Annotated in this window: 23 protein-coding genes, 1 tRNA gene, 2 rRNA genes and 1 pseudogene (1 of these 27 only partly in view); 14 read left to right on the top strand and 13 right to left on the bottom strand. The window is 60.4% G+C overall.

The features are described from left to right. Window positions 1-30: 30 nt before the first annotated feature. From lspA to NO932_RS16815, 6 genes are all read right to left on the bottom strand, one after another. Complete coding sequence (gene lspA, locus NO932_RS16790; protein ID WP_309208552.1) at window positions 31-504, bottom strand: signal peptidase II; 474 nt, start codon at window positions 502-504, stop codon at window positions 31-33. A 2-nt stretch (window positions 505-506) separates the two neighbouring features. After that, window positions 507-1,250: a cytochrome c biogenesis protein CcdA gene (locus NO932_RS16795; RefSeq protein WP_309208554.1), complete on the bottom strand. Its 744-nt coding sequence runs from the start codon at window positions 1,248-1,250 to the stop codon at window positions 507-509. Window positions 1,251-1,357: 107 nt separating this feature from the next. Beyond that, complete coding sequence (locus tag NO932_RS16800; protein ID WP_309208556.1) at window positions 1,358-1,978, bottom strand: SCO family protein; 621 nt, start codon at window positions 1,976-1,978, stop codon at window positions 1,358-1,360. Beyond that, window positions 1,975-2,478, bottom strand: coding sequence for a copper chaperone PCu(A)C (locus tag NO932_RS16805; RefSeq protein ID WP_309208557.1), 504 nt, complete (start codon window positions 2,476-2,478; stop codon window positions 1,975-1,977). Before NO932_RS16805 ends, NO932_RS16800 begins: the two co-directional genes overlap by 4 nt. Continuing rightward, window positions 2,471-3,085: a cation transporter gene (locus NO932_RS16810; protein WP_309208559.1), complete on the bottom strand. Its 615-nt coding sequence runs from the start codon at window positions 3,083-3,085 to the stop codon at window positions 2,471-2,473. The genes NO932_RS16805 and NO932_RS16810 overlap by 8 nt, the downstream gene beginning before the upstream one ends. A gap of 66 nt (window positions 3,086-3,151) precedes the next feature. After that, on the bottom strand, window positions 3,152-5,284 hold the full coding sequence (locus tag NO932_RS16815; protein WP_309208560.1) for a heavy metal translocating P-type ATPase: 2,133 nt from the start codon (window positions 5,282-5,284) through the stop codon (window positions 3,152-3,154). A gap of 218 nt (window positions 5,285-5,502) precedes the next feature. Between NO932_RS16815 and NO932_RS16820 the strand changes: the two genes are divergently transcribed. From NO932_RS16820 to NO932_RS16830, 3 genes are all read left to right on the top strand, one after another. Beyond that, window positions 5,503-5,943, top strand: coding sequence for a disulfide bond formation protein B (locus NO932_RS16820; protein WP_127071604.1), 441 nt, complete (start codon window positions 5,503-5,505; stop codon window positions 5,941-5,943). Next, the gene (locus NO932_RS16825; protein ID WP_309208561.1) at window positions 5,940-6,599 is read left to right on the top strand and encodes a thioredoxin domain-containing protein; all 660 of its coding nucleotides are present in this window, start codon (window positions 5,940-5,942) and stop codon (window positions 6,597-6,599) included. The genes NO932_RS16820 and NO932_RS16825 overlap by 4 nt, the downstream gene beginning before the upstream one ends. Before the next feature lie 71 nt (window positions 6,600-6,670). After that, window positions 6,671-7,087, top strand: coding sequence for a helix-turn-helix domain-containing protein (locus NO932_RS16830; protein WP_127071602.1), 417 nt, complete (start codon window positions 6,671-6,673; stop codon window positions 7,085-7,087). Between the two features lie 335 nt (window positions 7,088-7,422). Here the strand turns inward: NO932_RS16830 and NO932_RS16835 are convergent. Beyond that, window positions 7,423-8,073, bottom strand: a pseudogene (locus tag NO932_RS16835) (ArdC family protein); the annotation flags it as partial. Between the two features lie 392 nt (window positions 8,074-8,465). Next, window positions 8,466-8,542, bottom strand: a tRNA-Met gene (locus NO932_RS16840). A gap of 234 nt (window positions 8,543-8,776) precedes the next feature. On the opposite strand from NO932_RS16840, the gene NO932_RS16845 reads away from it, so the two are divergent. After that, window positions 8,777-9,811 (top strand): aldo/keto reductase, encoded by a 1,035-nt coding sequence (locus NO932_RS16845; RefSeq protein ID WP_309208563.1) that lies wholly within the window; start codon window positions 8,777-8,779, stop codon window positions 9,809-9,811. A gap of 116 nt (window positions 9,812-9,927) precedes the next feature. Here NO932_RS16845 and NO932_RS16850 read toward each other — a convergent pair whose 3' ends face one another. After that, entirely contained in the window at window positions 9,928-11,022 is a 1,095-nt protein-coding gene (locus tag NO932_RS16850) for an aldo/keto reductase (RefSeq protein WP_309208564.1), read from the bottom strand. Window positions 11,023-11,134: 112 nt separating this feature from the next. On the opposite strand from NO932_RS16850, the gene NO932_RS16855 reads away from it, so the two are divergent. The 4 genes from NO932_RS16855 (at window position 11,135) to NO932_RS16870 (ending at window position 13,553) form a co-directional block, all read left to right on the top strand. Then, on the top strand, window positions 11,135-12,043 hold the full coding sequence (locus NO932_RS16855) for a LysR family transcriptional regulator (RefSeq protein WP_309208565.1): 909 nt from the start codon (window positions 11,135-11,137) through the stop codon (window positions 12,041-12,043). A gap of 63 nt (window positions 12,044-12,106) precedes the next feature. Beyond that, window positions 12,107-12,784 carry a DUF599 domain-containing protein gene (locus NO932_RS16860; protein WP_309208566.1) on the top strand — a complete coding sequence of 226 codons (678 nt, stop codon included), beginning with the start codon at window positions 12,107-12,109 and terminating at the stop codon, window positions 12,782-12,784. A 15-nt stretch (window positions 12,785-12,799) separates the two neighbouring features. Further along, window positions 12,800-13,294, top strand: a complete 495-nt coding sequence (locus NO932_RS16865; protein WP_309208567.1) for a lysozyme inhibitor LprI family protein — start codon at window positions 12,800-12,802, stop codon at window positions 13,292-13,294. A gap of 19 nt (window positions 13,295-13,313) precedes the next feature. Next, window positions 13,314-13,553: a hypothetical protein gene (locus NO932_RS16870; RefSeq protein WP_309208568.1), complete on the top strand. Its 240-nt coding sequence runs from the start codon at window positions 13,314-13,316 to the stop codon at window positions 13,551-13,553. Window positions 13,554-13,577: 24 nt separating this feature from the next. Here the strand turns inward: NO932_RS16870 and NO932_RS16875 are convergent, their stop codons facing one another. Continuing rightward, window positions 13,578-13,736, bottom strand: coding sequence for a hypothetical protein (locus tag NO932_RS16875; protein WP_309208569.1), 159 nt, complete (start codon window positions 13,734-13,736; stop codon window positions 13,578-13,580). Between the two features lie 148 nt (window positions 13,737-13,884). On the opposite strand from NO932_RS16875, the gene bfr reads away from it, so the two are divergent. From bfr to NO932_RS16905, 6 genes are all read left to right on the top strand, one after another. After that, entirely contained in the window at window positions 13,885-14,370 is a 486-nt protein-coding gene (bfr, locus tag NO932_RS16880) for a bacterioferritin (RefSeq protein WP_309159948.1), read from the top strand. Between the two features lie 399 nt (window positions 14,371-14,769). Continuing rightward, entirely contained in the window at window positions 14,770-15,861 is a 1,092-nt protein-coding gene (locus tag NO932_RS16885; RefSeq protein ID WP_309208570.1) for a polyamine ABC transporter substrate-binding protein, read from the top strand. Between the two features lie 135 nt (window positions 15,862-15,996). Continuing rightward, the gene (locus NO932_RS16890) at window positions 15,997-17,139 is read left to right on the top strand and encodes a polyamine ABC transporter ATP-binding protein (RefSeq protein ID WP_309159946.1); all 1,143 of its coding nucleotides are present in this window, start codon (window positions 15,997-15,999) and stop codon (window positions 17,137-17,139) included. Then, on the top strand, window positions 17,136-18,092 hold the full coding sequence (locus NO932_RS16895) for an ABC transporter permease subunit (protein ID WP_309208571.1): 957 nt from the start codon (window positions 17,136-17,138) through the stop codon (window positions 18,090-18,092). Before NO932_RS16890 ends, NO932_RS16895 begins: the two co-directional genes overlap by 4 nt. After that, the gene (locus tag NO932_RS16900; RefSeq protein ID WP_309208572.1) at window positions 18,089-18,889 is read left to right on the top strand and encodes an ABC transporter permease subunit; all 801 of its coding nucleotides are present in this window, start codon (window positions 18,089-18,091) and stop codon (window positions 18,887-18,889) included. Before NO932_RS16895 ends, NO932_RS16900 begins: the two co-directional genes overlap by 4 nt. A 15-nt stretch (window positions 18,890-18,904) precedes the next feature. After that, window positions 18,905-20,074: a pyridoxal phosphate-dependent aminotransferase gene (locus tag NO932_RS16905; protein ID WP_309208573.1), complete on the top strand. Its 1,170-nt coding sequence runs from the start codon at window positions 18,905-18,907 to the stop codon at window positions 20,072-20,074. Here the strand turns inward: NO932_RS16905 and NO932_RS16910 are convergent. The 3 genes from NO932_RS16910 to NO932_RS16920 all read right to left on the bottom strand — a co-directional run. Continuing rightward, on the bottom strand, window positions 20,071-20,967 hold the full coding sequence (locus NO932_RS16910) for an alpha/beta hydrolase (RefSeq protein ID WP_309208574.1): 897 nt from the start codon (window positions 20,965-20,967) through the stop codon (window positions 20,071-20,073). The two genes, NO932_RS16905 and NO932_RS16910, sit on opposite strands and share 4 nt — an antisense overlap. 244 nt (window positions 20,968-21,211) lie before the next feature. Next, window positions 21,212-21,327 (bottom strand): 5S ribosomal RNA (rrf, locus tag NO932_RS16915). A gap of 62 nt (window positions 21,328-21,389) precedes the next feature. After that, window positions 21,390-22,859 (bottom strand): 23S ribosomal RNA (locus tag NO932_RS16920) (it continues 1,256 nt past the right edge of the window).

Below are 22,859 nucleotides of genomic sequence, written 5' to 3' on the forward strand. Positions count from 1 at the left end.
GAGCTTGGATCTTTCCATTGGGCCGAGCCACTATGGGCGTGTCAGGAAACGCATTTCCCTCCTGAATGCATCGAATAATAAGAGCATAACCCCGAGCACGATCGCCGTGTCAGCAAGGTTGAAGGCAGGCCAATGAATTCCTCCGATATGAAAATCGAGGAAGTCGGTAACGCCGCTGTGACGTAGCCGATCGAGCATATTGCCCAAGGCACCTCCAATTATGAGGCCCAGAGCCACGGCCGTTATCGGTTGTCTTTCCCGGCTCGCCCATACCAAAAGCATAAGCACGATTGCCAGGGTGATTCCGACAAGGAGCCAAGGCGGCGCTTCGGTGAAAAGTCCGAAACTGACACCCGTGTTGCGCCCCAGGACCAAGTTGAAGAAGCCCGTGACGGATATTTCCGTATGGCCTTCCATCACTTGGATCGCCCACCACTTGGATAACTGGTCAGCTCCGAAGGCGATGGCGGCCGCGAGCGATGTATATTTTAGAACTCCACGCATCGTCAGCCGATCTGACCCAAAGCGGGGAAAGTAATCAGGAGCCAAATAGCGAAGCGCGTGAGTTGACCGGTCATCATGGCAAGTCCCATAACAATCATAATCACGCCCGCTAACACTCGTAAGTATCGGCCAGCCCAACGTAAGGTTGGCATGCCTGCAATGAAGCGCTGCATGAAAAGAGCTGCCAAGATAAATGGCACTCCGAGCCCCAAGGAGTACACAGTCAACAGGATTGCGCCGGTTCCGACAGTCGCATTTGCAGCTGAAAGAGTTAGAATAGAGCCTAGTACCGGCCCAATGCACGGGGTCCAGCCAAAGGCGAAGGCCAATCCAAGCAGGTAGCTCGTCCAAGGGCCAGCAACGTGCGGCCGGGGATGAAATCGCATTTCACGATCAAACCACGGGATAGGCACCAAACCTGTTGTTACCACACCGAAAATGATAACGACCGCGCCGCCTATTAGGTTGGCTTCGTACAGGTAGGAGCGAAATAAGGCCCCCAATGCAGTTGCAGTAGCCCCTAACAACACAAAGATCGTTGTGAATCCGAGGACAAAATAAAGACTGTTGACGAGAGCCTGCCAGTTTGCCCTCAGACGATTTTGAACAGCAGGCTCCATGCGCGCGCCACCAGTGACGAACGAAATATAGCCGGGAACAAGGGGCAGAACGCACGGCGAAAGAAAGGAGATCGCCCCCGCAGCAAACACCGTTAGTAGGCCGACAAACGTGAAATCCAAATCCATCTACTCCGAAGCGACTATCAGCGCCGCTGTCGCGGCGCTCCCTGTGATGAGCATCGCAGAAGCCCCAAAGGCACCTCTGACAGTGGGCGTCATCATCACATAATCGTTCATGCGCTACCCCCCGCCAAACGCCGGAGCTTCTGCAATCGGGTCTCGCGCGGCTCATGCATGTCGAGCGTGCCCACGAAATTGCTTTCGGCATCCATCATGTAGACGCCGGCGGTGTGATCCATCGTGTATTCGCCCCCCTCCAGAGGCACTTTTCGCGCATAGGCGGCAAAGGCCTTCACCACGGCGTCCGTTTCTTGTCGATTTCCCCGCAGTGCGAGGATGCGATCATCAAAGGCTGTCATGTATTGAGCCAGCAATTCTTGGGTGTCCCGTTCGGGATCGACGGTGAAGAACAGTACGTTGAACTGGTCAGCCACCGGCCCGAGCTCGTTCATGAGATCGCTTAGCTCAAAGAGCGTCGTCGGGCACACATCAGGACAATGGGTGAAGCCGAAGAAGGCAAGATAGGGTTTTCCAGCCAACACGGCATTGTCGATCGTCTCGCCTCGATGGGATGTGAGCTGGAACGGGCCGCCGATGGCTGCGATGCCTGTCGAGGACGCTACCGATACGGTTTGCTGTAGCCAGGGCTTGGACATAGACAGGCCGATGAAGAGCCCGCCGACGACGGCGACGGCAATCCAGGTAACTAGACGGAAGAGTTTGATGCCGCTCATTGCGCCGGCTCCCCGTGCCCGTCATGCTCGTTCGTTGTGGCCGGACCTGCACCCATACCCTGCACGGCAAACTCGACCTCGACGGTTCCGGCCTGCTCGAATGTGAGCTTCGCGGCAAACCGTTCCCCTTCCTTCAAAGGACGCGATGGCTTCATGAACATGATGTGCATACCGCCAGGCTGAAGCTCGACCGTCTCGCCCGCCCCGATCTCGACGCCATTTGGCACTGGCCTCATGCTAGCAACCCCATTGCTTACGGCCGACTCGTGGATCTCCACCCGTTCTGACAGGGGTGATGAGATCGACACCAGGCGGTCGGCTATGTCGCCATCGTTCGTCAGCGTCAGATAGCCACCGGCTACCGGCGTGACCGGCGGAGTCGCGCGCGACCACGGATGATTGATGGTGATCGAACCGGCTTGGAAGTCGTGGCCCACGGCAGGAGAGATCGTTACTGCCAGGACAAGGAAGGCGGCGGACAGGGCTCGTGCACTAATCATATTGTTTTCCTTTTTCTCCAGCTTCCCCGGCTTTCTCAAGAATTTCGAGGCCGCTTCTGACGACGACAACAACCACGCCCAAGCCAATGATCAGATCCGGGTAGGGCGAGCTGAAAAGGATCACGGCAAGACCCGAAACAGCGATCGCCGAGTTCACGAGCATGTCGTTTGTCGTGAAAATCCATGAGGCCTGCAAATGCACGCCGCCTTCGCGATGCGATTTCAGGAACCACATGCAGGCCATATTCGTCAGAGCGCTCGCGATCGCCACGGCAATCATGATCGGCCCTATTGGATCTGAGCCAGTAAAGAAGCGTCTGCCGACTTCAAGCAGAAGGAGGCCGGCGAATACCATCAGAAGGACACCCGACAACCGGGCAACTCGAACTTTCGCCGCCAATCCCCGCCCCACAACGAAAAGGCTGATGGCGTAGACACCTGCGTCGCCAAGATTATCGAGCGCGGAACCCATCAGTCCTGTTGACTGGGCCCACCAACCCAGGCTTCCTACAATGGCCGCTTGGGCAGTATTGATCGCAAGCACCCATGCGAGCGCCCATTGTTCGCTCTTCTCAGATGATTTTGCTTTCCGGGGCTGACTACTCATAATTTACACATCGGCTTTCTCGGCAGGAAGCAGAAGCCGCAACCTGCACGCGCTCACTGTTTAAGCTCATTTGTCGCGGGTGCCGCGCCACGCGAGAAGGCGCAGCGCATTGGCCGTGACGAGGACCGTAGCGCCCGTATCGGCAAGGATGGCCATCCAGAGCGTGGTAACGCCCAACAGAGTCGTCACGAGGAAAACCGCCTTCAGTCCAAGGGCTAATGCGATGTTCTGCCAGATATTGCCGAGCGTGGCCTGCGACAACCCGATGAGATCGGCGATACCCGTCACCCGGTTTTTAAGCAGCGCCGCATCGGCGGTTTCCAGCGCTACGTCGGTGCCCGCGCCCATGGCAACGCCAACAGAAGCCGCAGCAAGCGCCGGCGCGTCATTGATACCGTCTCCAACCATGGCAATCGGCCCTTCAGCCTTTAATCGCCCGATTTCGGCAAGCTTGGCATCGGGCAGTAGTTCGGCTCTCGCCTCAAGACCGAGATGAGCCGCGATGGCGTCGGCCATGCGCTTGTTGTCGCCGGTCAGCATCAGAGGGCGCACACCGCGGTCCGTCAGCCGCTTCACACCTTCGATAGAGTCATCGCGTGGCTCGTCGCGCAACCCGATCAATCCCTCGACGGTCTTGCCCTTTGTAAGCACGACGACCGTCTTGCCCTGGCTTTCCAGCGTGGTAATCGTCTGGGCGATGCTCTCTTCAAGGGCGGCCTGTTCGGCCGCGTGGCGGGGAGACCCGACCGAAGCGAAGCCGTCCTTCAACCGCGCTGTGACGGCCTTGCCGGGTGTGGCCATGCCGCCTCCGAAGGTGGCGGGCAATTCGAGCCCGCGCGCCTCTGCCGCCTCCACGATTGCGACCCCGAGCGGATGGCTGGTGCTGCGCTCGACAGCCGCCGCGATGGCAAGGACGGAGTTCTCGTCACCTGTGATCGGCACAATGTCTGTCACCTGGGGACGGCCGCGCGTCAGCGTTCCCGTCTTATCGAAGGCAACGGTTATGACTTTGCCAAGTGTTTCCAGCGCCGCGCCGCCCTTGATCAGCAGGCCCTGCCGCGCGCCGGCGGCAAGACCGGAGGCGATGGCCGCGGGCGTGGAGATCACGAGCGCGCAGGGGCACGCAATCAGCAGCGTGGCGAGGCCGCGATACACCCACGTCATCCAGTCACCATCGAAGGCGAGCGGCGGCACGATAACGATCAGAGCCGCCACGACCATCGCGCCTGGCGTATACCACCGGCTGAAACGGTCGATCATGCGCGCCGTGGGGGCCTTTGATTCCTGGGCTTCCTCCACCATGTGGATTATGCGGGCTATGGTGTTATCGGCCGCGACATGGCTGATCGACACCCGCAGCTCGCCATTGGCATTGATGCTGCCGGCATAGACAGTTGCGCCGGATTCTTTCAGCACGGGCACGGATTCGCCTGTCACGGGAGCCTCATCGACCTCCGATACACCGTCGATCACCGTGCCGTCAGACGGCACACGGTCTCCAGGCCGAACAACGACGACATCACCGATGGCCAGCTCTTCGGCAGCGACCTTCTCAACGGCACCATCACGCTCGCGGAAAGCGACTCGGGGCACGAGATCGATCAGCGCCTCAATGCCTGCCCGCGCGCGGCCAGCCGCTACGGTTTCAAGCAGTTCGCCCACTGCGAACAGGAAGATTACGACAGCCGCTTCTTCGGCCTCGCCGATGCCGACCGCGCCCAGTGCTGCCACCGTCATCAGTGTCTCGATGGTGAAGGGCGAGCCAGACATCGCGCCGGCGATCGCCCGCCTCGCGAACGGGATGACGCTGATCAACGCCGCGCCTGAATAGAGCCATCGCTCCCATTCCGGCAGGAGACGTGCGAGAGCGAAGGCAAGGACGAACAGCGCGCCGGTAAGGAGCACAAGCCGACCCTTGCTGCCTTTCCACCATGCCTCTGTGATGCGCTTCCGAGGCGGACTCGCCTTTGGCTCGGCCTGCTCAATCACTGGGGTATAGCCGAGCGCCCGGATCTTTTGCTCAATAGCGGCGAGGGGCGTGCGGTCCTCGTCAAGACGCAATGCAAGCGTCTCGTTGGCGTAGCTGACATTGATGTCGCTAACGCCCGGCAGGCGTTGCATGGCCGTTTCGATTTTCAACGCGCAAGATGCACAGTCCATGCCTTCTACACGCAGTCTATAAGGGCTCGCTGCCGTCATGGCGTCACCTCGACCGTTAGATGTGACACCGCAGATAGACCCTGTAGCAACTACAGGGTCAAGGGCCGACCCTGTTTATTCCGTTTGCGGACGATCCATGTGCGAATTCGCCGCAGAACTTCATGCAAAGAGACTTGACCCTGTAGTGGGTAGAGGGTGCAGTTATGCCCCACGCAAGGCTGATTGGAGCGAAACGAAACGATGCGAAAGCGAGTGCTATGACCATCAGGGCGGGCACAACAGCAAATGCCTGGGGGTTCGTGTTCCTGGCATGGCTCGTCGCGCTTGCCGCCTCGCTTGGCGCTCTCTTCATTGGCGAGATCATGGGGCAGACGCCGTGCAATCTGTGCTGGCATCAGCGCGCCTTCATGTTTCCGCTGGCCGTCATTCTGGCCGTCGCTAGCTTTCGGAGCGACGCCAGCGTTTCTTGGTATGGGCTTCCACTCGCCGTCGTCGGCGCGGCCATAGCGGCGTTCCATTCCCTACTTTATGCGGGCATCATTCCCGCAGCCATCGAGCCATGTGGACGAGACGGCCCATCCTGTTCGAGCGCCGATATGACAATACTCGGCGTTTTGCCGCTCCCCTACCTATCGCTCGCCGCTTTCTTGAGCATCGCCCTTCTTCTCCTTCTCGCGCGCCGGAGGCGTTCAGCATGACCAGACGGTCCATCGTTTTTCTCACCGGCCTAGTCGCACTGATCGTCTTTGCCGGCGGTGTCTTTCTCTACGATCGCTACGGCGGCAATTCGGCACAGCCGGTTGCAGCGGCGCAAGGCGATGCGTTGGTCAGGGCACATTCGCCGATCATCGGCCCAGCAAATGCTCCCGTGACGATCGTGGAATTTCTCGACCCGTCCTGCGAAGCGTGCAGGGCTTTCTATCCAGCCGTTAAGCAGATCATGGCGAATTTTCCTGACGAAACGCGCCTTGTCATCCGATACACGCCCTTCCATGAGGGATCGGAGGAAGCCGTCAGGATACTGGAAACGGCCCGTCTTCAGGACCGCTTCGAACCCGTTCTGGAAGCGCTGCTGGCGCAACAGCCGGAATGGGCCGTGCATGGTGCGCCAGATCTCGAAAAAGCCTGGGAGATTGCGGGGGCGGCGGGACTGGACGTCGAGCAGGCACGGCGTGAGATGTCCTCGGACGAGATCGATGCCGTTCTTGAGCAGGACCTAGCCGACGTCCAAAGCAACAACGTCCGCCAGACGCCAACTTTTTTCGTTAATGGCCGGCCGCTGGAATCCTTCGGCCCGCAACAACTCTACGATCTGGTGCGTGAAGAGGTGGAGACCGCCAGAGCAACGCAATAGGCGAGCGATCAAGATCGACAAACACCCACATCGAACCTACGTTGACCCTGTATTCGCTACAGGGTCACACCATGAACTCATCCATTCTGACGATAGGCCACCTTGCAAGGCAAACTGGCACCAAAGTAGAGACGATCCGGTTCTACGAGAAAAATGGCCTCCTACCGCAACCTTCCCGCACGGGGGGAAACTACCGCTCCTACGAGCAGGATCACCTTAATCGGTTGAGCTTCATCCGACGTGCACGAGAGCTCGGCTTCTCGCTCGATCAGATCAGGGAATTTCTCAACCTCGCTGACGATCGTTCGCAATCCTGCGCCGCCGTCGATGCGATCGCTAAGGCACATCGGAAGGAGGTCGAGCGAAAAATCGAAGACTTGGTTGCGCTCAAGTCCGAACTGGACAGGATGATTGACCAGTGTGGATGCGGCCTGGTCGCAGATTGCAGAATAATAGAGAGCCTGTCTCCGCTGCCAGCGAGAACCTAACGACCTGTGTCCCCGCAGCAGTCGGGCTTCTCGCTGCCAAGATCGTCGCGGCTATCGGTGACGTAATCATCTGGATCTCGGCGGAGAAGGCGGCAGGCACGGCAATTTCCGATAGCAGGCCGGATGCCGCCACGAACATCTTGGGCGCATGCAAGTGCATCCCGCCTTCGCGGAGCAGAGAATGTCGGCTCTTCGCTAATCCAAGCCGACAGTCAGCTTCCCACGCCATACTCGCATTCCTGGAATCGCTCTGATTATGCCGAACCGCTGCATGGCCGAACCCCGGCAAACCAGCCCCCAACTCGGCCATACGGCATAATCCGGGTCACGGCATAATGGCCCAGTTCGTGCAGGGCGGTGCGGTGCCAGTTGATCGGTTCGTGATAGGCTTGCGGCGGCGGCACCTGCACATAGTCGAGCGCGGGAACATAGAAAGCCCTATTGCCACCTATGCGAAAATCGACCCTGGTCGAGCGAATGAGCGCCTCGACCCTTGGTTCGATAAGACCCTCCGGGGAGGGCGGCGCCTCGCCTTCAATGTCCTCGGGCAGACCCTCGCATTGGTCCACGTTGAAGACCGTGAACCTTTTGAGGAACGGGATCGCCTGAGCGTCCTCGCCGGTTTCGCGCGCACGCGCCATTTCGTCCTCTGGAACGAACCTGTCCGCATAGACGACGGTGGTGCCCCGCTCGCCCCGGCGCACATGGCCGCCAAGCGAGAGCGCCTGCCGGAAGGTCAGCCAGTGCTGTGTGGGAAAGCCATGTTCTACGACGGCGCCCCAGAGGATGAGGATATTGATGCCGGAATATTGCCGCCGGGTGGCGGCGTTTTTCGGCATGGCGAGCGAAGCCTTTGCGTTGGCGGTGCCCCAGGGTTGGACCCAGGGCAAGTGACCAGCTTCCAGCTCGGCTATGATCTTGTCGGTGATTTCGTCGTAAAGGTTCGCCCGGTCATTTCCGGCGCGGCGTTCGCGAGTGCTGGCCATCGGGATGATCTCCGCGAGGGGTCGGGAGCCTCTCTCCCGATCCTCAACCCGTCACGGACATCCCCGTCCGCACTCTCACTCTTGGCTGTGCGTCGAGGTATCTCCCTGCCATGCCAACAGACATGCATGTGCATGACAGCAAGGAGGCAAATCCGGGCAGGCAACATCAGGGGGTGACCACCGAGAGCATCATACTCCCAATCGGGACCTAGGCTTATGCCTGGGAAGAGCCAGCGCCCCGCCGAAGCGAGTCAGATTGTCGCACCCTAAACGGCAAGCGGGCCGGGAAACCTTCGTCCCAGCGCTTCCAGTATGCTTCCAGTGGGAATTTGTCGCTGAATTTTCGGAGGTTTGGACGCCCGAGAAAGCCCTTAAATTTCAAAGACTTAGAATGGTTGCGGGGGCAGGATTTGAACCTGCGACCTTCAGGTTATGAGCCTGACGAGCTACCGGGCTGCTCCACCCCGCGTCAAGAATGTCGGCGAATTGCGGTTCAGGCGAACCGCTCGGACGCCGCCTATATAGGGGGGCAAATCCGGTTTGCAAACCCCTTTCCGCCATCCAACACGACATTTTTTTGACAGTTCCCGGAAGGCGCCGGAAACTCAAGGCGATTGCGCACCGGAGCCGTGGCGGTTAGACATGGGTAAAGGGCCCTGCCCTTTTTCCTTTCGACTCGCGACGATCCAGGATTTTTCGATTCATGCAGCAGCGCACCCTTGGCCGCACCGGCATTTCCGTGAGCAAAATCTGCCTCGGCACCATGACCTGGGGCGAGCAGAACACCGAGGCCGAAGGGCATGCGCAGATGAACTATGCCCTCGATCAGGGCATCAATTTCATCGACACCGCCGAGCTTTATTCGACGCCCGGCCGGGCCGAGACGCAAGGGTCGACCGAAACCATCATCGGCAACTGGTTCAAGGCCAATGGCCGGCGCGAGGATTGGGTGCTCGCCTCGAAAATCTGCGGTCCCGGCAATGAATGGATTCGCGGCGGCCGGCCGATGGACGCCAGGGAGATCGTTGCCGCCCTCGATGGCAACCTCAAGCGCCTGGGCACCGATTATATCGATCTCTATCAATTGCACTGGCCCAACCGGCGCCACTACAATTTCTCCAATTCCTGGACCTTCGACCCCTATGGTCAGGATCGCGAGAAGGTGCGCGACAACCTGCTCGAAGTGCTCCAGGCGCTCGATGCCGAGGTCAAGGCGGGCAAGATCCGCGCCATCGGCGTTTCCAACGAAACGAGCTGGGGGGTGATGCAATATCTCTCGCTGGCCGAACGGCACGGGCTGGCCCGCATGGCGACCATCCAGAACGAATACAGCCTGCTGCGCCGCCAGTTCGATCTCGATCTGGCCGAAGTGTGCGCTTTCGAGGATGTGGGCCTGCTGGGCTATTCGCCCCTGGCCGCCGGCCTGCTCAGCGGCAAATACAACAACGGGGCCGTGCCGGCCGGAACCCGCGGCGCGCTTGGGGCGATGTGGCGGCTCAATCCCCATTCGGAGACCGCCACCAAGGCCTATATCGCCCTGGCCGAGGAACACGGGCTCGATGTCTGCCAGATGGGCATCGCCTTCTGCCTTTCGCGCCCCTTCATGGCCTCGGTGATCATCGGCGCCACGAACATGGACCAGCTCCGGACCGATATCGCGGCCCACCAGCTGGTCCTGCCCGATGCGGTGCTCAAGGGCATCGAGGAGATCAACCGCCTCTACCCGCGCACCATCTAGGCTGAGGACTCATTGATCACAGCCAGAAGATGACGGCGGCGGCGATGTTCGGCCTCCCACGGAAATTTCGGAAACCGAGCTGAAATCTGATCCATCTCACTTTGTGGATCCTGAGCCTAGCTCACCCCGGCAAAGCTGGCGGTGAGCGCAAGATCGGGGTGGTAGGTCGCGGGCTTGTCCCCCAATGTGACGCCGCCGGTGAACCCGCCCTGAATCTCGGGTCCGAAAAAGGAATAGGGGAAGGTGGCCTCAAGCGCGCTGACGGCATCCAGCCGCTCGCGCAGGGCGGGAGGGATGGTGAAATCGAGAGCGCCGAGATTATCCTGCAATTGGGCCAGCGTCCGCGCCCCGATGATCGCCGAAGCGACGCCCGGCTGGGTCAACGTCCAGTTGAGCGCCACCTGGGCCATGGACCGCCCGATCTCGCCGGCCACCGCTTCGAGCTCGGCAACGATTGCGAAATTGCGCTCGGTGAATTTCTGGAAACCCGGATTGGACGAACCACGCAGGGTTTCGAGCCGCCCTTGCGCGCCGGCGCGGTATTTGCCGCTCAGCAAGCCGCTGGCCAGCGGGCTCCACGCCATGAGGCCGGCGCCATAGCGGGTGCCCAGGGCGACAAACTCGTTTTCGATGTACCGTTCGGCCAGGGAATATTCGAGCTGCAGCGCGGAGATCGGTTCGTAGCCGAACCGCTCGGCCACCGCCTGGGCACGGCTCGCATACCATGCGGGGACATCGGAAAGCCCTATATGGCGGATTTTGCCGGCGCGCACCAGATCGTCGAGCGTGCGCATCACCTCCTCGGGCGGCGTGAGCCGGTCCCAGCAATGGAGGATGTAGAGGTCGACATAGTCGGTGCCTAGGCGCTTGAGCGAGCCATCCAGCGCCCGGATGATGTTCTTGCGCCCATTGCCGGCCGCGTTCGGATTGGTCGCCGAAAGATTCATCGTGAACTTGGTGGCGATCACCGCCTCGTCGCGCATGCCGCGCTCGGCGATGAATTCGCCCAGCCAGGCCTCCGCCGTGCCCCCGGTATAGGCATCCGCTGTGTCGAAGAAATTGCCGCCGGCATCGGCATAGGCGCCAAAGATTTCGCGCGCGGCGTCCTTGTCGGCGCCCCAGCCCCATTCGGTGCCGAACGTCATCGTGCCCAGCGCCAGTTGCGGCACTTTCAGCCCGCTATTGCCAAGGGTGTAATAGGTCATGGCCATCGTCGTTTCTCCGTTCTGGTGTCTGCCCCTGCAGATCGCCACTAACATCGCCGTTGACGGAGCAGACGATAAGATCGCTTAATTCGCACGGACTATGCGATGGAGGTCAGCAATGGACCGTGATCTGCTCCCCCATCTCTCGGTCGTCGCCAGCGTGGCCCGCCGGGGCGGATTTGCCGCCGCGGCGCGCGAATTGTCCATGAGCGCTTCGGCGGTGAGCCATGCGGTGCGGCTGGTTGAGGAGCGGCTGGGGCAACCGCTTTTCGCCCGCACCACCCGCAGCGTCGCGCTGACCGAGGCGGGCAAGTCCTTCATGGCGACCATCGCTCCCGCGCTTGGGGAAATCGACGAACAGATCGAGCGGCTGCGCGGCGTCAAGGGCCGGGCCAGCGGGCTCTTGCGCATCAACGCGGCGCGGGTGTCCCTGCCTCTGGCGCTGACGCCGGTGATCGCCGCCATGGCCGAGCGCTACCCGGACGTCGAGGTCGAGTTGTTTTCCGATGAACGGCTGGCCGATATCGTCGCCGAGGGGTTCGATGCCGGGATCAGGGTGGGCGAAATGCTGGCCCAGGATATGGTGGCGATCCGGCTTACGCCGCCCTTCAAATCGGTCGTCTTTGCCTCACCGGACTATATCGGGCGCCATGGCCGGCCGCAAACGCTGGACGAATTGGCCAAGCACAATTGCATCGGCTATCGGCTGATCCGCTCGAGCGGGCTCTATCGTTGGGAATTCAACCTCGATGGGCGCGAGGTGGCGGTTGCGGTCAAGGGCAGCGCCATCGTCACCGAATCCCATTCGGCGATCGAATTGGCGCTGGCCGGCGTCGGGCTGGGCTATGCCTTCGAGCCCCTGGTGCGGGCCGATATCGCCGCGGGCCGGCTGGTGCAGGTGCTCGACCAATTCGCCGTCGATGAAGCGGGACTGTTCCTTTATTTCCCGCGCCGGGCGTCGCTGGCGCCCAAGCTGCGCGCCTTTATCGATACGACGCGCGAGGTGATGCGCGCGGGCGCGTTTTGAGGGTCGCCACGCGGGCTCCCAATCGGTATCGTCGGCCCCAGATCAGCCCCTGGGGAAGCCGATTTGGACACGATCAATCTCTTTTCGCTCTTTGCGTCCGTGCTGCCGCTCGCTGCGTTCTATTTTTATCGCGTTGCGGCCAATCTCCTCGATCGCCGGCGCCCCGCGCTTTCGACGCTGATGAACGAGCAGCGCTTCAACTGGGTGACCCAGGCAGCGCGGCGCGATACCCCGCTCGATGCCATCCTTTCGGGCAACATCATGAGTTCGGTTTCGTTTTTCGCCTCGACCACCGCCCTGCTGATCCTGGCGCTGTTCACAGTGATCGGCCAGTTGCACGAATATGCACCGGCGCTTTCGGCCATAACCTTCGGCACGCATCATACGGAAATCGACCTGCAGATCCATGTGGTGGTGATGCTGGTGCTGTTCGTCTACGCCTTTCTCTCCTTCACCCTGTCGCTGCGCCAGTTCAACCATTTCTGCATTCTGCTCGGGGCCATGGACCATGACAAACCCGCCTCGGCCGACGCAATCAGGACGATCGCGCGGATCAACGCCATGGCCGCCCAGCGCTTCAACGCCGGTATCCGGTCCTATTATTTCGCCATTCCCATGGTCGCCTGGTTCGTCTCGGGCTGGGCGGCGGTTGTCGTGACGGTGGGAACGGTGTTCTTTCTGCTCCACCGCGAATATTTTTCCGATGCGCGCTGGCTGGTGGCCCGCATCACCCCGCATTGAAGGAGTTCTTCGACGATGAGAATTGCCGCCTCGCTTTCCGCCCTACTGATCGTCTTCCCCGCCGGCGCGCAGGAGACGACCTTTACCCCCGAGGACGCCAAGTTGATGACCGAATGCATCGAGGGGCTGGCGGCGTCCAACAACGCCGAATCCGATTTCGCCGATGTGCGGCCCCAGACCCAATGCATCGGCGCGGCATCCAACATTTGCATGCAAACCGATTATTCCACGCTCGGCATGACCGAGTGCATGGGACGGGAGACCGACTGGTGGGATAGCCAGCTCAACGTTCATTATGCGAGCCTTGAGGAGTCCCTCGAGCCCAGCCTGTTCACCTCGCTCCAGCAGGCCCAGCGCGCCTGGATCGCATTCCGGGACGCAAGTTGCGGCTTTGAATACGAGCTCTGGAGTGAAGGCACCATACGGTCCATCGTGGGCGCAAGCTGCATGCTGGAGCTGACCGCGCAGCGCGCCGATGCCCTCTCGGGCTATGTCAACCGGACACCCTGAGCGCTTTCAAGGAGCCGCCATGAACAACGACGCCAACCACCCCTGGTTCAAGCCCGCCTGGCGCCGGGCGCTCATGGTGGCCATTCCGGCCGGCGTGGCCGGCTGGGACGCCTTCAACGGCAATTGGGGCTGGACGCTGATCTTCGGCGGGGTCGCCGCCTATGCTGTCTATATCTTTTTCATCGCCTGGAACGGCGACGCGCCGCCAAGCAAAAGTGAACGGGACGACGGCAAAGCTGACGTTGACAATCAGCTTTAAGCCCGTATGTATGGGGCGATAAAGTTAAGCGTCCCTCACATCGCCTTCGCCATGCTCGTCTGCCAGTGCAATCTGATATCGACCAAGGACATCGAAGAGATCGTCGTCGCAATACTCGATGAGGATCCCTGGCAGCTCGTCGTGCCGGCGCGGATCTACCGCGAAGCGGGCAAGCGCGGCCAATGTTGCGGCTGCGTGCCGAACATTGTGGACATTATCCAAAAGGTCACCGAAACTTACCACCTCAAACTGGCCGGGAACGCCGCCAATCTTGTCGACGTTAGGACCAGGTTGAAACGCTTGCGCAAATCCACGCGACCTGGAGGTGAAAGTGAAAGGCGACGCAAAGATCATCGAGCGGCTTAACGAGGCGCTCTTTCTCGAACTGGGGGCCATCAACCAGTACTGGGTTCACTACCGCCTGCTGGACGATTGGGGCTTCAAGCGCCTGGCCGACAAGGAACGCGCCGAATCCATCGAGGAAATGCATCACGCCGACAAGCTGATCGAGCGCATCATCTTCCTTGAAGGTCATCCCAACCTGCAGCGCGTGGCTCCACTGCGCATTGGCCAGAACATCAAGGAAGTGCTCGAAGCCGACCTCGCCGGCGAACTCGACGCCATCAAGTCGTACCGGGAATCGCGAGCCATCTGCAACGAGCTGGGTGACTACGTCACCCAGAAGCTGTTCGAGGAGCTTTTGACCGACGAGGAAGGGCACACCGACTTCCTCGAAACCGAGCTCGATCTGCTCAACACCATCGGGGTTGAGAAATACGGCCAGCTCAACGCCAAGCCGGCCGACGAGGCCGAATAGGTCCGATTTTCACACCCCCGCAGCGGCCCGCTGCGGGGGTTTTTCAACACCTGTCATTCAATACCAAAAACCGCGCGGTAACATGGCCCTTCAACACAGGCATCTGAGGTGGCTTTGCGGCCGATGTTGACGCCTTTCTGTTGCACGCATGCAAAATTCTTTCGCTATGGATCGGCCATGACAACGATTTCGCTTTTCAGGGCTGGCACTTGGCTGTAATGCGGAAATCGACCTTTTTATGCCTAGCGGTCGGGTCCGCGCGCGGGGTTTGATCCTCGTACTCGATTGGTGAAGCGGCGAAGGGAGTGCCGTGTGGTTGACGCCGCCAAGAGGTAACTCCAAGGGCTCGCACGACACTGTCACCATCTCTTTTTTGACCTAAAAGGGGACCCCCGTCACATGCACAAGCCGTTGTTTCTCCTCTCGTTTTCCGCTGCATTGATGGCCAGCTCGGCCATCGCGCAGGACCAGACCGTCAACATCTACAACTGGTCGGACTATATCGCCGAGGACACGCTCGAAAAGTTCACCGCCGAAACCGGCATCGCCGCAAATTACGATGTCTTCGATTCCAACGAGATCGTGGAAGCCCGCCTTCTCGCCGGCTCCTCGGGCTATGACGTCGTTGTTCCCTCAGGCTTTTTCCTCGAGCGCCAGATCCCCATCGGCCTCTTCCAGCCCCTCGACAAGTCCAAGCTGCCCAACCTCGAAAATCTCGACCCCGCCATCATGGAAATCGTCGAGGCCCACGATCCGGGCGCGCAATACGCGGTCCCCTATATGTGGGGTACCACCGGCATCGGCTACAATGTGGGGGCGGTGACGGAACGGTTGGGCGAAGACGGCCCGCTCAATTCCTGGGACTTGCTGTTCGACCCCGAAATCGCCTCCCAGCTCGCCGATTGCGGCATTTCGATCCTCGACGCTCCGGTCGAAATGGTCGCCGCCGCGCTCAACTATCTCGGCCGCGACCCCAATTCGGAAGCCCCCGAGGATCTCGAAGCGGCCGAGCAGTTGATCGGCGCAGTGCGCCCCTATATCCGCTCGTTCAACTCCTCCCAGTATATTTCCGACCTCGCCAATGGCGAGGTGTGCCTGGCCGTGGGGTACTCCGGTGACGTGTTCATCGCCGCCGACCGTGCCGCCGAGGCCGGACAGGGGATCGAAGTAGCCTATGTCATTCCCGATGAAGGGGCTTCGCTCTGGTTCGATATGATGGCCATTCCCGCCGACGCTCCGAACCCGGACGCCGCGCACGCCTTCATCAACTTCGTCCTTCAGCCCCAGATTGCCGCCGACATCACCAATTATGTCTGGTACGCCAATCCCAATGCGGCCTCGATGGAGTTCGTCGATCCCGAAATTGCGAACGATCCCGCGATCTTCCCGACCGAGGACGTGATGGCCAATCTCTTCCCGCTGACCGCCCGCTCGCCCGGATACGACCGGCTGCTGACCCGCGCCTGGACCCGGATCAAGACCGGCCAGTAAGCGAGAACCCGCTTGCGGGGCGGGGCATTTTTGTGATGCCCTGCCCTTCGCTTGATTGTGTTGACCACGCTTTGCGAAACCAGACGGAACACCCGTTCAAGTTTTGAAAGCTCCCGAGGGTTGGGAAGTCCTCTATTGAAAAAGCCTCAGATCGCCGCCGATACGCGTCCCTGGCGCGATCCCGACGCCAAGCCCTTCGTGCGCATCCGCAACGTCACCAAGACCTTTGGCGACGTCTACGCCGTCGATGACGTTTCGCTCGATATCTACAAGGGCGAACTTTTCTGCCTTTTGGGCGGTTCGGGCTCGGGCAAGTCGACGCTGCTGCGCATGCTCGCCGGATTTGAAAGCGTAACCACCGGCACCATCGAGATCGACGGCCAGAACATGGCCGATGTGCCGCCCTATCAGCGGCCGGTCAACATGATGTTCCAGTCCTACGCGCTGTTTCCGCACATGAGCGTGGAAAACAACATCGCCTATGGTTTGAAGCGCCAGGGCATGGCCAAGAGCGAGATCGGCGACCGCGTCGCCGAGCTCCTAAAGCTTGTCCGGCTCGATCAGTTCGGCAAGCGCAAGCCGCACCAGCTTTCCGGCGGCCAGCGCCAGCGCGTGGCGCTGGCCCGCTCGCTGGCTCGGCGGCCCAAGCTCCTGCTGCTCGATGAACCGTTGGGCGCGCTCGACAAGAAGCTGCGCGAAGACACCCAGTACGAATTGGTCAAGATCCAGGAGACGCTTGGCGTCACCTTTATCGTCGTCACTCACGACCAGGAGGAGGCCATGACGCTCTCCACCCGGATCGGGGTGATGAATGACGGCAAGATCGCCCAGATCGGCGAGCCGCAGGAAATCTACGAATTCCCCAATTCCCGCTTCGTTGCCGGCTTTATCGGTTCGGTCAACATGTTCGAAGGCGTGGTGACCGAAGACGAGGCCGACCATATCCGCATCGACGCGACCGCTGAGGCGGGCTGCGACATCTTTGTGAACCACGGCGTCGACTGCGCCCCTGAACAGATCCTCTGGTACGCTATCCGCCCCGAAAAGATGGTGCTCAGTCGCGAGCGGCCCGAAGGCGACGCCAACATCACCCATGGGCTGGTGGAAGATGTGGCCTATCTGGGCGACATGAGCGTGTTCCGCATCGTGCTCGACAGCGGCAAGCGCATCCACGTCTCCCAGACCAACAGCTCGCGCTATGACGAGGAAGCCATTTCCTGGGACGAGAAGGTCTATATCTCCTGGGCGGCGGACTCCGGGGCGGTACTGGTCTCATGAGCACGGGCGGCTTCGATACGCCCCCCCGCCGCGCCTGGGGATTTGTGACGGCGGGATTGAACCGCATCGGCATTTCGGGTCGGACGGCGGTGATCCTGGCGCCGATGCTGTGGCTCACCGTGTTTTTCCTGATTCCGCTGCTCGTGGTCTTCAAGATCGCCCTGAGCACCTTTGCGCTGGGCCAACCGCCCTATGCGCCCATGTTCATCTGGGGCGGTGACGGCAAGCTCTCGATCGAGCTGGACTTCTCCAACTTCCTGTTCATCCTTTCCGACAGCCTCTACGCCAACGCCTATATCAATTCGGTGCGGATCGCCGCGATCTCGACCCTGATCGCGCTGGCGATCGCCTTCCCGATGGCGTGGTTTATCGCGCGCTCGGACGAAAAATACCGCCATATCTGGCTGATGCTGGTGATCCTGCCGTTCTGGACCTCGTTCCTTTTGCGCGTCTATGCATGGATGGGATTCCTGGGGCGCAACGGCATAATCAACAACATATTGATGAGCCTGGGGATCATCGATGATCCGCTCCTGATGCTCCAGACCGAAGGCGCCGTGTTCATCGGCATCGTCTATACGTACCTGCCCTTCATGGTGCTGCCGCTCTATACGAACCTGGTCAAGCTCGACCAGAACCTGATCGAGGCCTCGGCCGATCTCGGCGCGCGGCCGTTCATGACATTCCTCACCGTTATCGTGCCGCTCGCCATGCCGGGCGTCATAGCCGGCTCGATGCTGGTCTTCATCCCCGCCATCGGCGAATTCGTCATCCCCTCGCTTCTTGGCGGCGCCGATACGCTGATGATCGGGCGCGTGCTTTGGGACGAGTTCTTCGCCAACCGTGACTGGACCGTGGCCTCGGCCGTCGCCATCGTCATGCTTGTGATCCTGGTGGTGCCCATCATGCTGCTCAACCGGGCACAGGACGCGGTGGTGGAGAGCGAGAAATGAGGCGCGGCTTCATCATTCCCACCCTTGCCGTGCTCGGCTTTGCATTCCTTTATGCGCCGATCATTTCGCTCATCGTCTTCTCGTTCAACGAGAGCCGGCTGGTGACGGTGTGGACTGGTTTTTCAACCCAGTGGTATGCGGCGCTCTTCAATGACTCCCAGATTGTCTCGGCCGCCATTTTGAGCCTACAGATCGCGGCGGTGAGCGCCACGATCGCGACGGTGCTGGGCACGCTCGCAGGCATCGCGCTGTCCCGGCTCGGGCGCTTCCGCGGCAAGACGGCTCTGACCGGCATGGCCTCTGCCCCGCTGGTGATGCCCGACGTGATTACCGGCTTGTCGCTGCTGCTGTTGTTCGTCTCGATGGAAGGGCTGCTCGGCTGGCCGTCCGGACGCGGCTTTACCACCATCACCATCGCCCATTCGACCTTCTGCATGGCCTATGTGACAGTGGTGGTACGGGCGCGGCTTTCCGACATGGACCGCTCGCTGGACGAAGCCGCGATGGATTTGGGCGCCACTCCGCTGCGGGTGTTTTTCGACATCACCTTGCCCATCATTTCTCCCGCCCTGATTTCGGGATGGCTCTTGGCGTTCACCCTCTCGCTGGACGATCTGGTGATCGCGAGCTTTGTTTCAGGTCCAGGCGCCTCGACACTTCCCATGGTGATCTTTTCCAAGATCCGCCTGGGGGTTTCACCGGACGTCAACGCCCTTGCCACCATCATCATCGGCATTGTGGCCCTGGGCGTCGTCGGGGCGACGCTGATCGGAATGCGCGCCCAGCGCAAGGTTTAAGGTTTTCTTTTTGCTATGACTGCGACTGCCCGCCCCGAAGTTCTCGCACTCTCGTCCTCGCGCATCCGCGACATAGCCAATGCCGGCATGGGGCGCTCCGATATCGCCGCGTTCTGGTTCGGCGAAGGTGACGAGGTCACCCCCCAATTCATCCGGGACGCAGCGCAGAAAGCGATCTCGGATGGCGAAACCTTTTACGTCCACAATCTGGGCCTCCCGGCACTGCGTGAGGCGATTGCCACCTATGAGAGCAAGCTGCAGGGCTTTGCTTCGTCTCCCGATCGGATCGCGGTCACCGGATCTGGTGTCTCGGCGTTGATGATCGCCAACCAGCTCGTCGTTTCGCCGGGGAGCAAGGTGGTTGTCGTTACCCCCATCTGGCCCAATATCGCCGAGGCGCCGCGCCTGATCGGGGCGGAGGTCACCCGCTTTGCTCTCGGCGTGGAGAACGGTCGCTGGACGCTCGATCTCGATCGGCTGCTCGAGACGCTGACGCCCGATACGCGGATGCTGATCATCAACGCGCCGAACAACCCCACCGGCTTTACGCTCGATGCCGAGGCCCAGCGCGCGATTCTTGCCCATTGCCGCAAGCATGGCATCTGGATCTTGAGCGATGAGGTTTATGAGCGGTTGGTCTTCGATGGCGGCGCGGCGGCGCCCTCCATGCTCGTCCATGCCGGGCCTGAAGACCGGGTGATCAGGGTCAATTCGTTCTCGAAAGCCTGGCGCATGACCGGCTGGCGGCTCGGCTGGCTGACCCTCCCGGAAACCATGATGCCGGATGTGCCCAAGGTGATCGAATACAACACCTCCTGCGCTCCGGCTTTTATCCAGAAAGGGGGTATCGCCGCGCTCAGCGATCCGCGCGGCGAGCAATCGGTCGCCGAACTCAGGGCCGGGCTTTCGGCCTCACGCAAGCTGCTGCTCGACGGGCTGGACCATCTGGGCGGCATCGAAGCGCCACGCAGCGACGGGGCCATGTACGCCTTCTTCCGCATCGAAGGCGAAACCGACGACATGAATGTCGCCAAGACGCTGGTGACCGAACACGGCCTGGGCCTTGCGCCGGGCAGCGCCTTTGGGCCCGAGGGCGCTGGCTGGTTGCGCTGGTGCTTTGCCGCACGGCCCGAAAAGATCGCCACGGGCCTCGAACGGCTCGAGGCCTTCCTGCGCGCGCGTTAGGCGTCCAGCGCCCCGAGACTGGCGTAGAAATTGACCATGTCGTCGAGCACCGGAGCGCGCCATCTGAGCATGGCGCCCAGCGCTGTTACGATTTCCATGTGTCCAATTCCGTCATAGTATCGCTCATCGACCGGCACGTTGTGCTCGCGCAGTTTCGCGGCAAGCGCCGTCGTGTTGTCGGTCTTGACGATCAGATCCAGATTGCCGGTCGCAAGGAACATGGGTGGGGCATCGGAGGTGACGAGCCTGACCGGCTGCGTGCCCTCGGGATTGGGCGCATAGCCGAACGCCGCCCGCACCTCGTTGAATTCGAAGGGGTAGAAATCATAGGGTCCGGCAAGCCCGGCTACGCCACGCACCTTGAGGCCGCACCCGGCATCTCTGAAAAACGAGGGATCGAGCCCCATCATCACGGCGTTGTAGGCGCCTGCGGAGTGCCCGGCCATGAAGAGCTTATCGGGGTTGCCGCCGAAGGTCGTGATATTGTCTTCCACCCATTTGGCGGCCACGGCCACATCGTAGAGGAAGGCCGGATAGGTGACTTCCGGCACCAAGCGATAATCGGGAATGACCGTGACGAAGCCGCGCGAGGCCAAGGCACGGCCGACGAAATCATATTCCCAGCGCTCGCCCCTGTTCCAGCCGCCGCCATAGATGAACATCACCACCGGCGCATTGGCGCTCGGGTTCTGCTTCACATAGACATCGAGCTTGCCGCGCGGCCCGCCGGCATAGGCGATGCCGTCACCGATCTTGACCACGCCGCCATCGACGGCGGTTGGCAGGTTGAAAGGGTCCATGAGCGATACGGCCTGGGCCTGGCTCGGCAATAGCCCCGCGCCCAAAGCGAACGCGCTCATCGAGCCGAGGAAAGAACGACGCGAAATGTCCATTTTCTATCTTGGTCAGAAGTGGCGACAGCAGCCTTCTCAATGGTCCAATAAGGCGACCAATTTTGGACCGCATAGCGGCACGCTGCGCCACACGATTTAAGGTCGCGTTAACGAAAGCCGCACCGCGCGATGTTTAAGCCCCGATGGGGCTTGTGGTTTGTGTTTTTGGACAACAAAAAGCCCCGCGTTTGCGGGGCTTTTTGTTTTGTGTTTTGTATTGAGAAGGGTTTGACAGGCTTGTTAGATCTGGCGGCGACCTACTCTCCCGTGCCTTGAGACACAGTACCATTGGCGCTGAAGTGTTTAACGGTCGAGTTCGGAATGGGATCGGGTTCTGGGCACTTCGCCATAGCCACCAGATCAAACAAACCTGTCTGACGTGTAACTGGTCTTATGATCTTTACGATCATTGGTAAATGAGAACGATCAAGTCGATCGAGCTATTAGTACCGGTAAGCTTCACGCATTGCTGCGCTTCCACACCCGGCCTATCGACGTGGTGGTCTTCCACGGCTCTGATAGGGAATACTGGTTTTGAGGGAGGCTTCCTGCTTAGATGCTTTCAGCAGTTATCCCGTCCGAACTTAGCTACCCTGCAATGCGGCTGGCGCCACAACAGGTCCACCAGAGGTTCGTCCATCCCGGTCCTCTCGTACTAGGGACAGCTCCTCTCAATATTCCGACACCCACGGCAGATAGGGACCGAACTGTCTCACGACGTTCTAAACCCAGCTCACGTACCACTTTAAATGGCGAACAGCCATACCCTTGGGACCTGCTCCAGCCCCAGGATGTGATGAGCCGACATCGAGGTGCCAAACGATGCCGTCGATAAGGACTCTTGGGCATCATCAGCCTGTTATCCCCGGCGTACCTTTTATCCGTTGAGCGATGGCCCTTCCACGCGGGACCACCGGATCACTATGACCGACTTTCGTCTCTGCTCGACTTGTCAGTCTCGCAGTCAGGCAGGCTTATGCCATTGCACTCAACGAGCGATTTCCGACCGCTCTGAGCCCACCATCGCGCGCCTCCGTTACTCTTTGGGAGGCGACCGCCCCAGTCAAACTACCCACCACACGCTGTCCCGGGTGCTGTTACACCGCGGTTAGACATCCATGACGATAAGGGTGGTATCTCACATTGCGGCTCCACGAGAACTGGCGTTCCCGCTTCAAAGCCTACCACCTATTCTGCACATGCCGACACGAATGCCAGCGTGAAGCTATAGTAAAGGTGCACGGGGTCTTTCCGTCTGACCGCAGGAACCCCGCATCTTCACGGGGAGTTCAATTTCGCTGAGTCGATGCTGGAGACAGTGGGGAAGTCGTTACGCCATTCGTGCAGGTCGGAACTTACCCGACAAGGAATTTCGCTACCTTAGGACCGTTATAGTTACGGCCGCCGTTTACCGGGGCTTCAATTCAAGGCTTGCACCTCTCCTTTTAACCTTCCGGCACCGGGCAGGCGTCAGACCCTATACGTCGCCTTGCGGCTTCGCAGAGCCCTGTGTTTTTAATAAACAGTCGCCACCCCCTCTTTTGTGCCACCCGCCAATGGTTGCCCATCAACGGGTCACGCTTATCCCGAAGTTACGCGTGCAATTTGCCGAGTTCCTTCAGCATCGTTCTCTCAAGCGCCTTGGTATACTCTACCAGTCCACCTGTGTCGGTTTCGGGTACGGTCTATAAGCTGGGGCTATTTCCTGGAACCGCCTCACTGCATGTCCAATCCGATAAGGACATACAGACCTGGCAATCCGTCACTTCCCAGCAGGCTCACGAATATTAACGTGATTCCCATCGACTACGCCTTTCGGCCTCGCCTTAGGAGCCGGCTAACCCTGCGCTGATTAGCATTGCGCAGGAACCCTTGGACTTTCGGCGAGAGTG

The organism is Pelagibacterium sp. 26DY04 (assembly GCF_031202305.1).
Taxonomy (GTDB): Bacteria; Pseudomonadota; Alphaproteobacteria; order Rhizobiales; family Devosiaceae; genus Pelagibacterium.

Excerpts from the sequence above, each read along its gene's own strand:
- lspA (WP_309208552.1), bottom strand. The coding sequence starts at position 504 with ATGCGTGGAGTTCTAAAATATACATCGCTCGCGGCCGCCATCGCCTTC.
- NO932_RS16795 (WP_309208554.1), bottom strand. The coding sequence starts at position 1,250 with ATGGATTTGGATTTCACGTTTGTCGGCCTACTAACGGTGTTTGCTGCG.
- NO932_RS16800 (WP_309208556.1), bottom strand. The coding sequence starts at position 1,978 with ATGAGCGGCATCAAACTCTTCCGTCTAGTTACCTGGATTGCCGTCGCC.
- NO932_RS16805 (WP_309208557.1), bottom strand. The coding sequence starts at position 2,478 with ATGATTAGTGCACGAGCCCTGTCCGCCGCCTTCCTTGTCCTGGCAGTA.
- NO932_RS16810 (WP_309208559.1), bottom strand. The coding sequence starts at position 3,085 with ATGAGTAGTCAGCCCCGGAAAGCAAAATCATCTGAGAAGAGCGAACAA.
- NO932_RS16815 (WP_309208560.1), bottom strand. The coding sequence starts at position 5,284 with ATGACGGCAGCGAGCCCTTATAGACTGCGTGTAGAAGGCATGGACTGT.
- NO932_RS16820 (WP_127071604.1), top strand. The coding sequence starts at position 5,503 with ATGACCATCAGGGCGGGCACAACAGCAAATGCCTGGGGGTTCGTGTTC.
- NO932_RS16825 (WP_309208561.1), top strand. The coding sequence starts at position 5,940 with ATGACCAGACGGTCCATCGTTTTTCTCACCGGCCTAGTCGCACTGATC.
- NO932_RS16830 (WP_127071602.1), top strand. The coding sequence starts at position 6,671 with ATGAACTCATCCATTCTGACGATAGGCCACCTTGCAAGGCAAACTGGC.
- NO932_RS16845 (WP_309208563.1), top strand. The coding sequence starts at position 8,777 with ATGCAGCAGCGCACCCTTGGCCGCACCGGCATTTCCGTGAGCAAAATC.
- NO932_RS16850 (WP_309208564.1), bottom strand. The coding sequence starts at position 11,022 with ATGGCCATGACCTATTACACCCTTGGCAATAGCGGGCTGAAAGTGCCG.
- NO932_RS16855 (WP_309208565.1), top strand. The coding sequence starts at position 11,135 with ATGGACCGTGATCTGCTCCCCCATCTCTCGGTCGTCGCCAGCGTGGCC.
- NO932_RS16865 (WP_309208567.1), top strand. The coding sequence starts at position 12,800 with ATGAGAATTGCCGCCTCGCTTTCCGCCCTACTGATCGTCTTCCCCGCC.
- NO932_RS16870 (WP_309208568.1), top strand. The coding sequence starts at position 13,314 with ATGAACAACGACGCCAACCACCCCTGGTTCAAGCCCGCCTGGCGCCGG.
- NO932_RS16885 (WP_309208570.1), top strand. The coding sequence starts at position 14,770 with ATGCACAAGCCGTTGTTTCTCCTCTCGTTTTCCGCTGCATTGATGGCC.
- NO932_RS16895 (WP_309208571.1), top strand. The coding sequence starts at position 17,136 with ATGAGCACGGGCGGCTTCGATACGCCCCCCCGCCGCGCCTGGGGATTT.
- NO932_RS16900 (WP_309208572.1), top strand. The coding sequence starts at position 18,089 with ATGAGGCGCGGCTTCATCATTCCCACCCTTGCCGTGCTCGGCTTTGCA.
- NO932_RS16905 (WP_309208573.1), top strand. The coding sequence starts at position 18,905 with ATGACTGCGACTGCCCGCCCCGAAGTTCTCGCACTCTCGTCCTCGCGC.
- NO932_RS16910 (WP_309208574.1), bottom strand. The coding sequence starts at position 20,967 with ATGGACATTTCGCGTCGTTCTTTCCTCGGCTCGATGAGCGCGTTCGCT.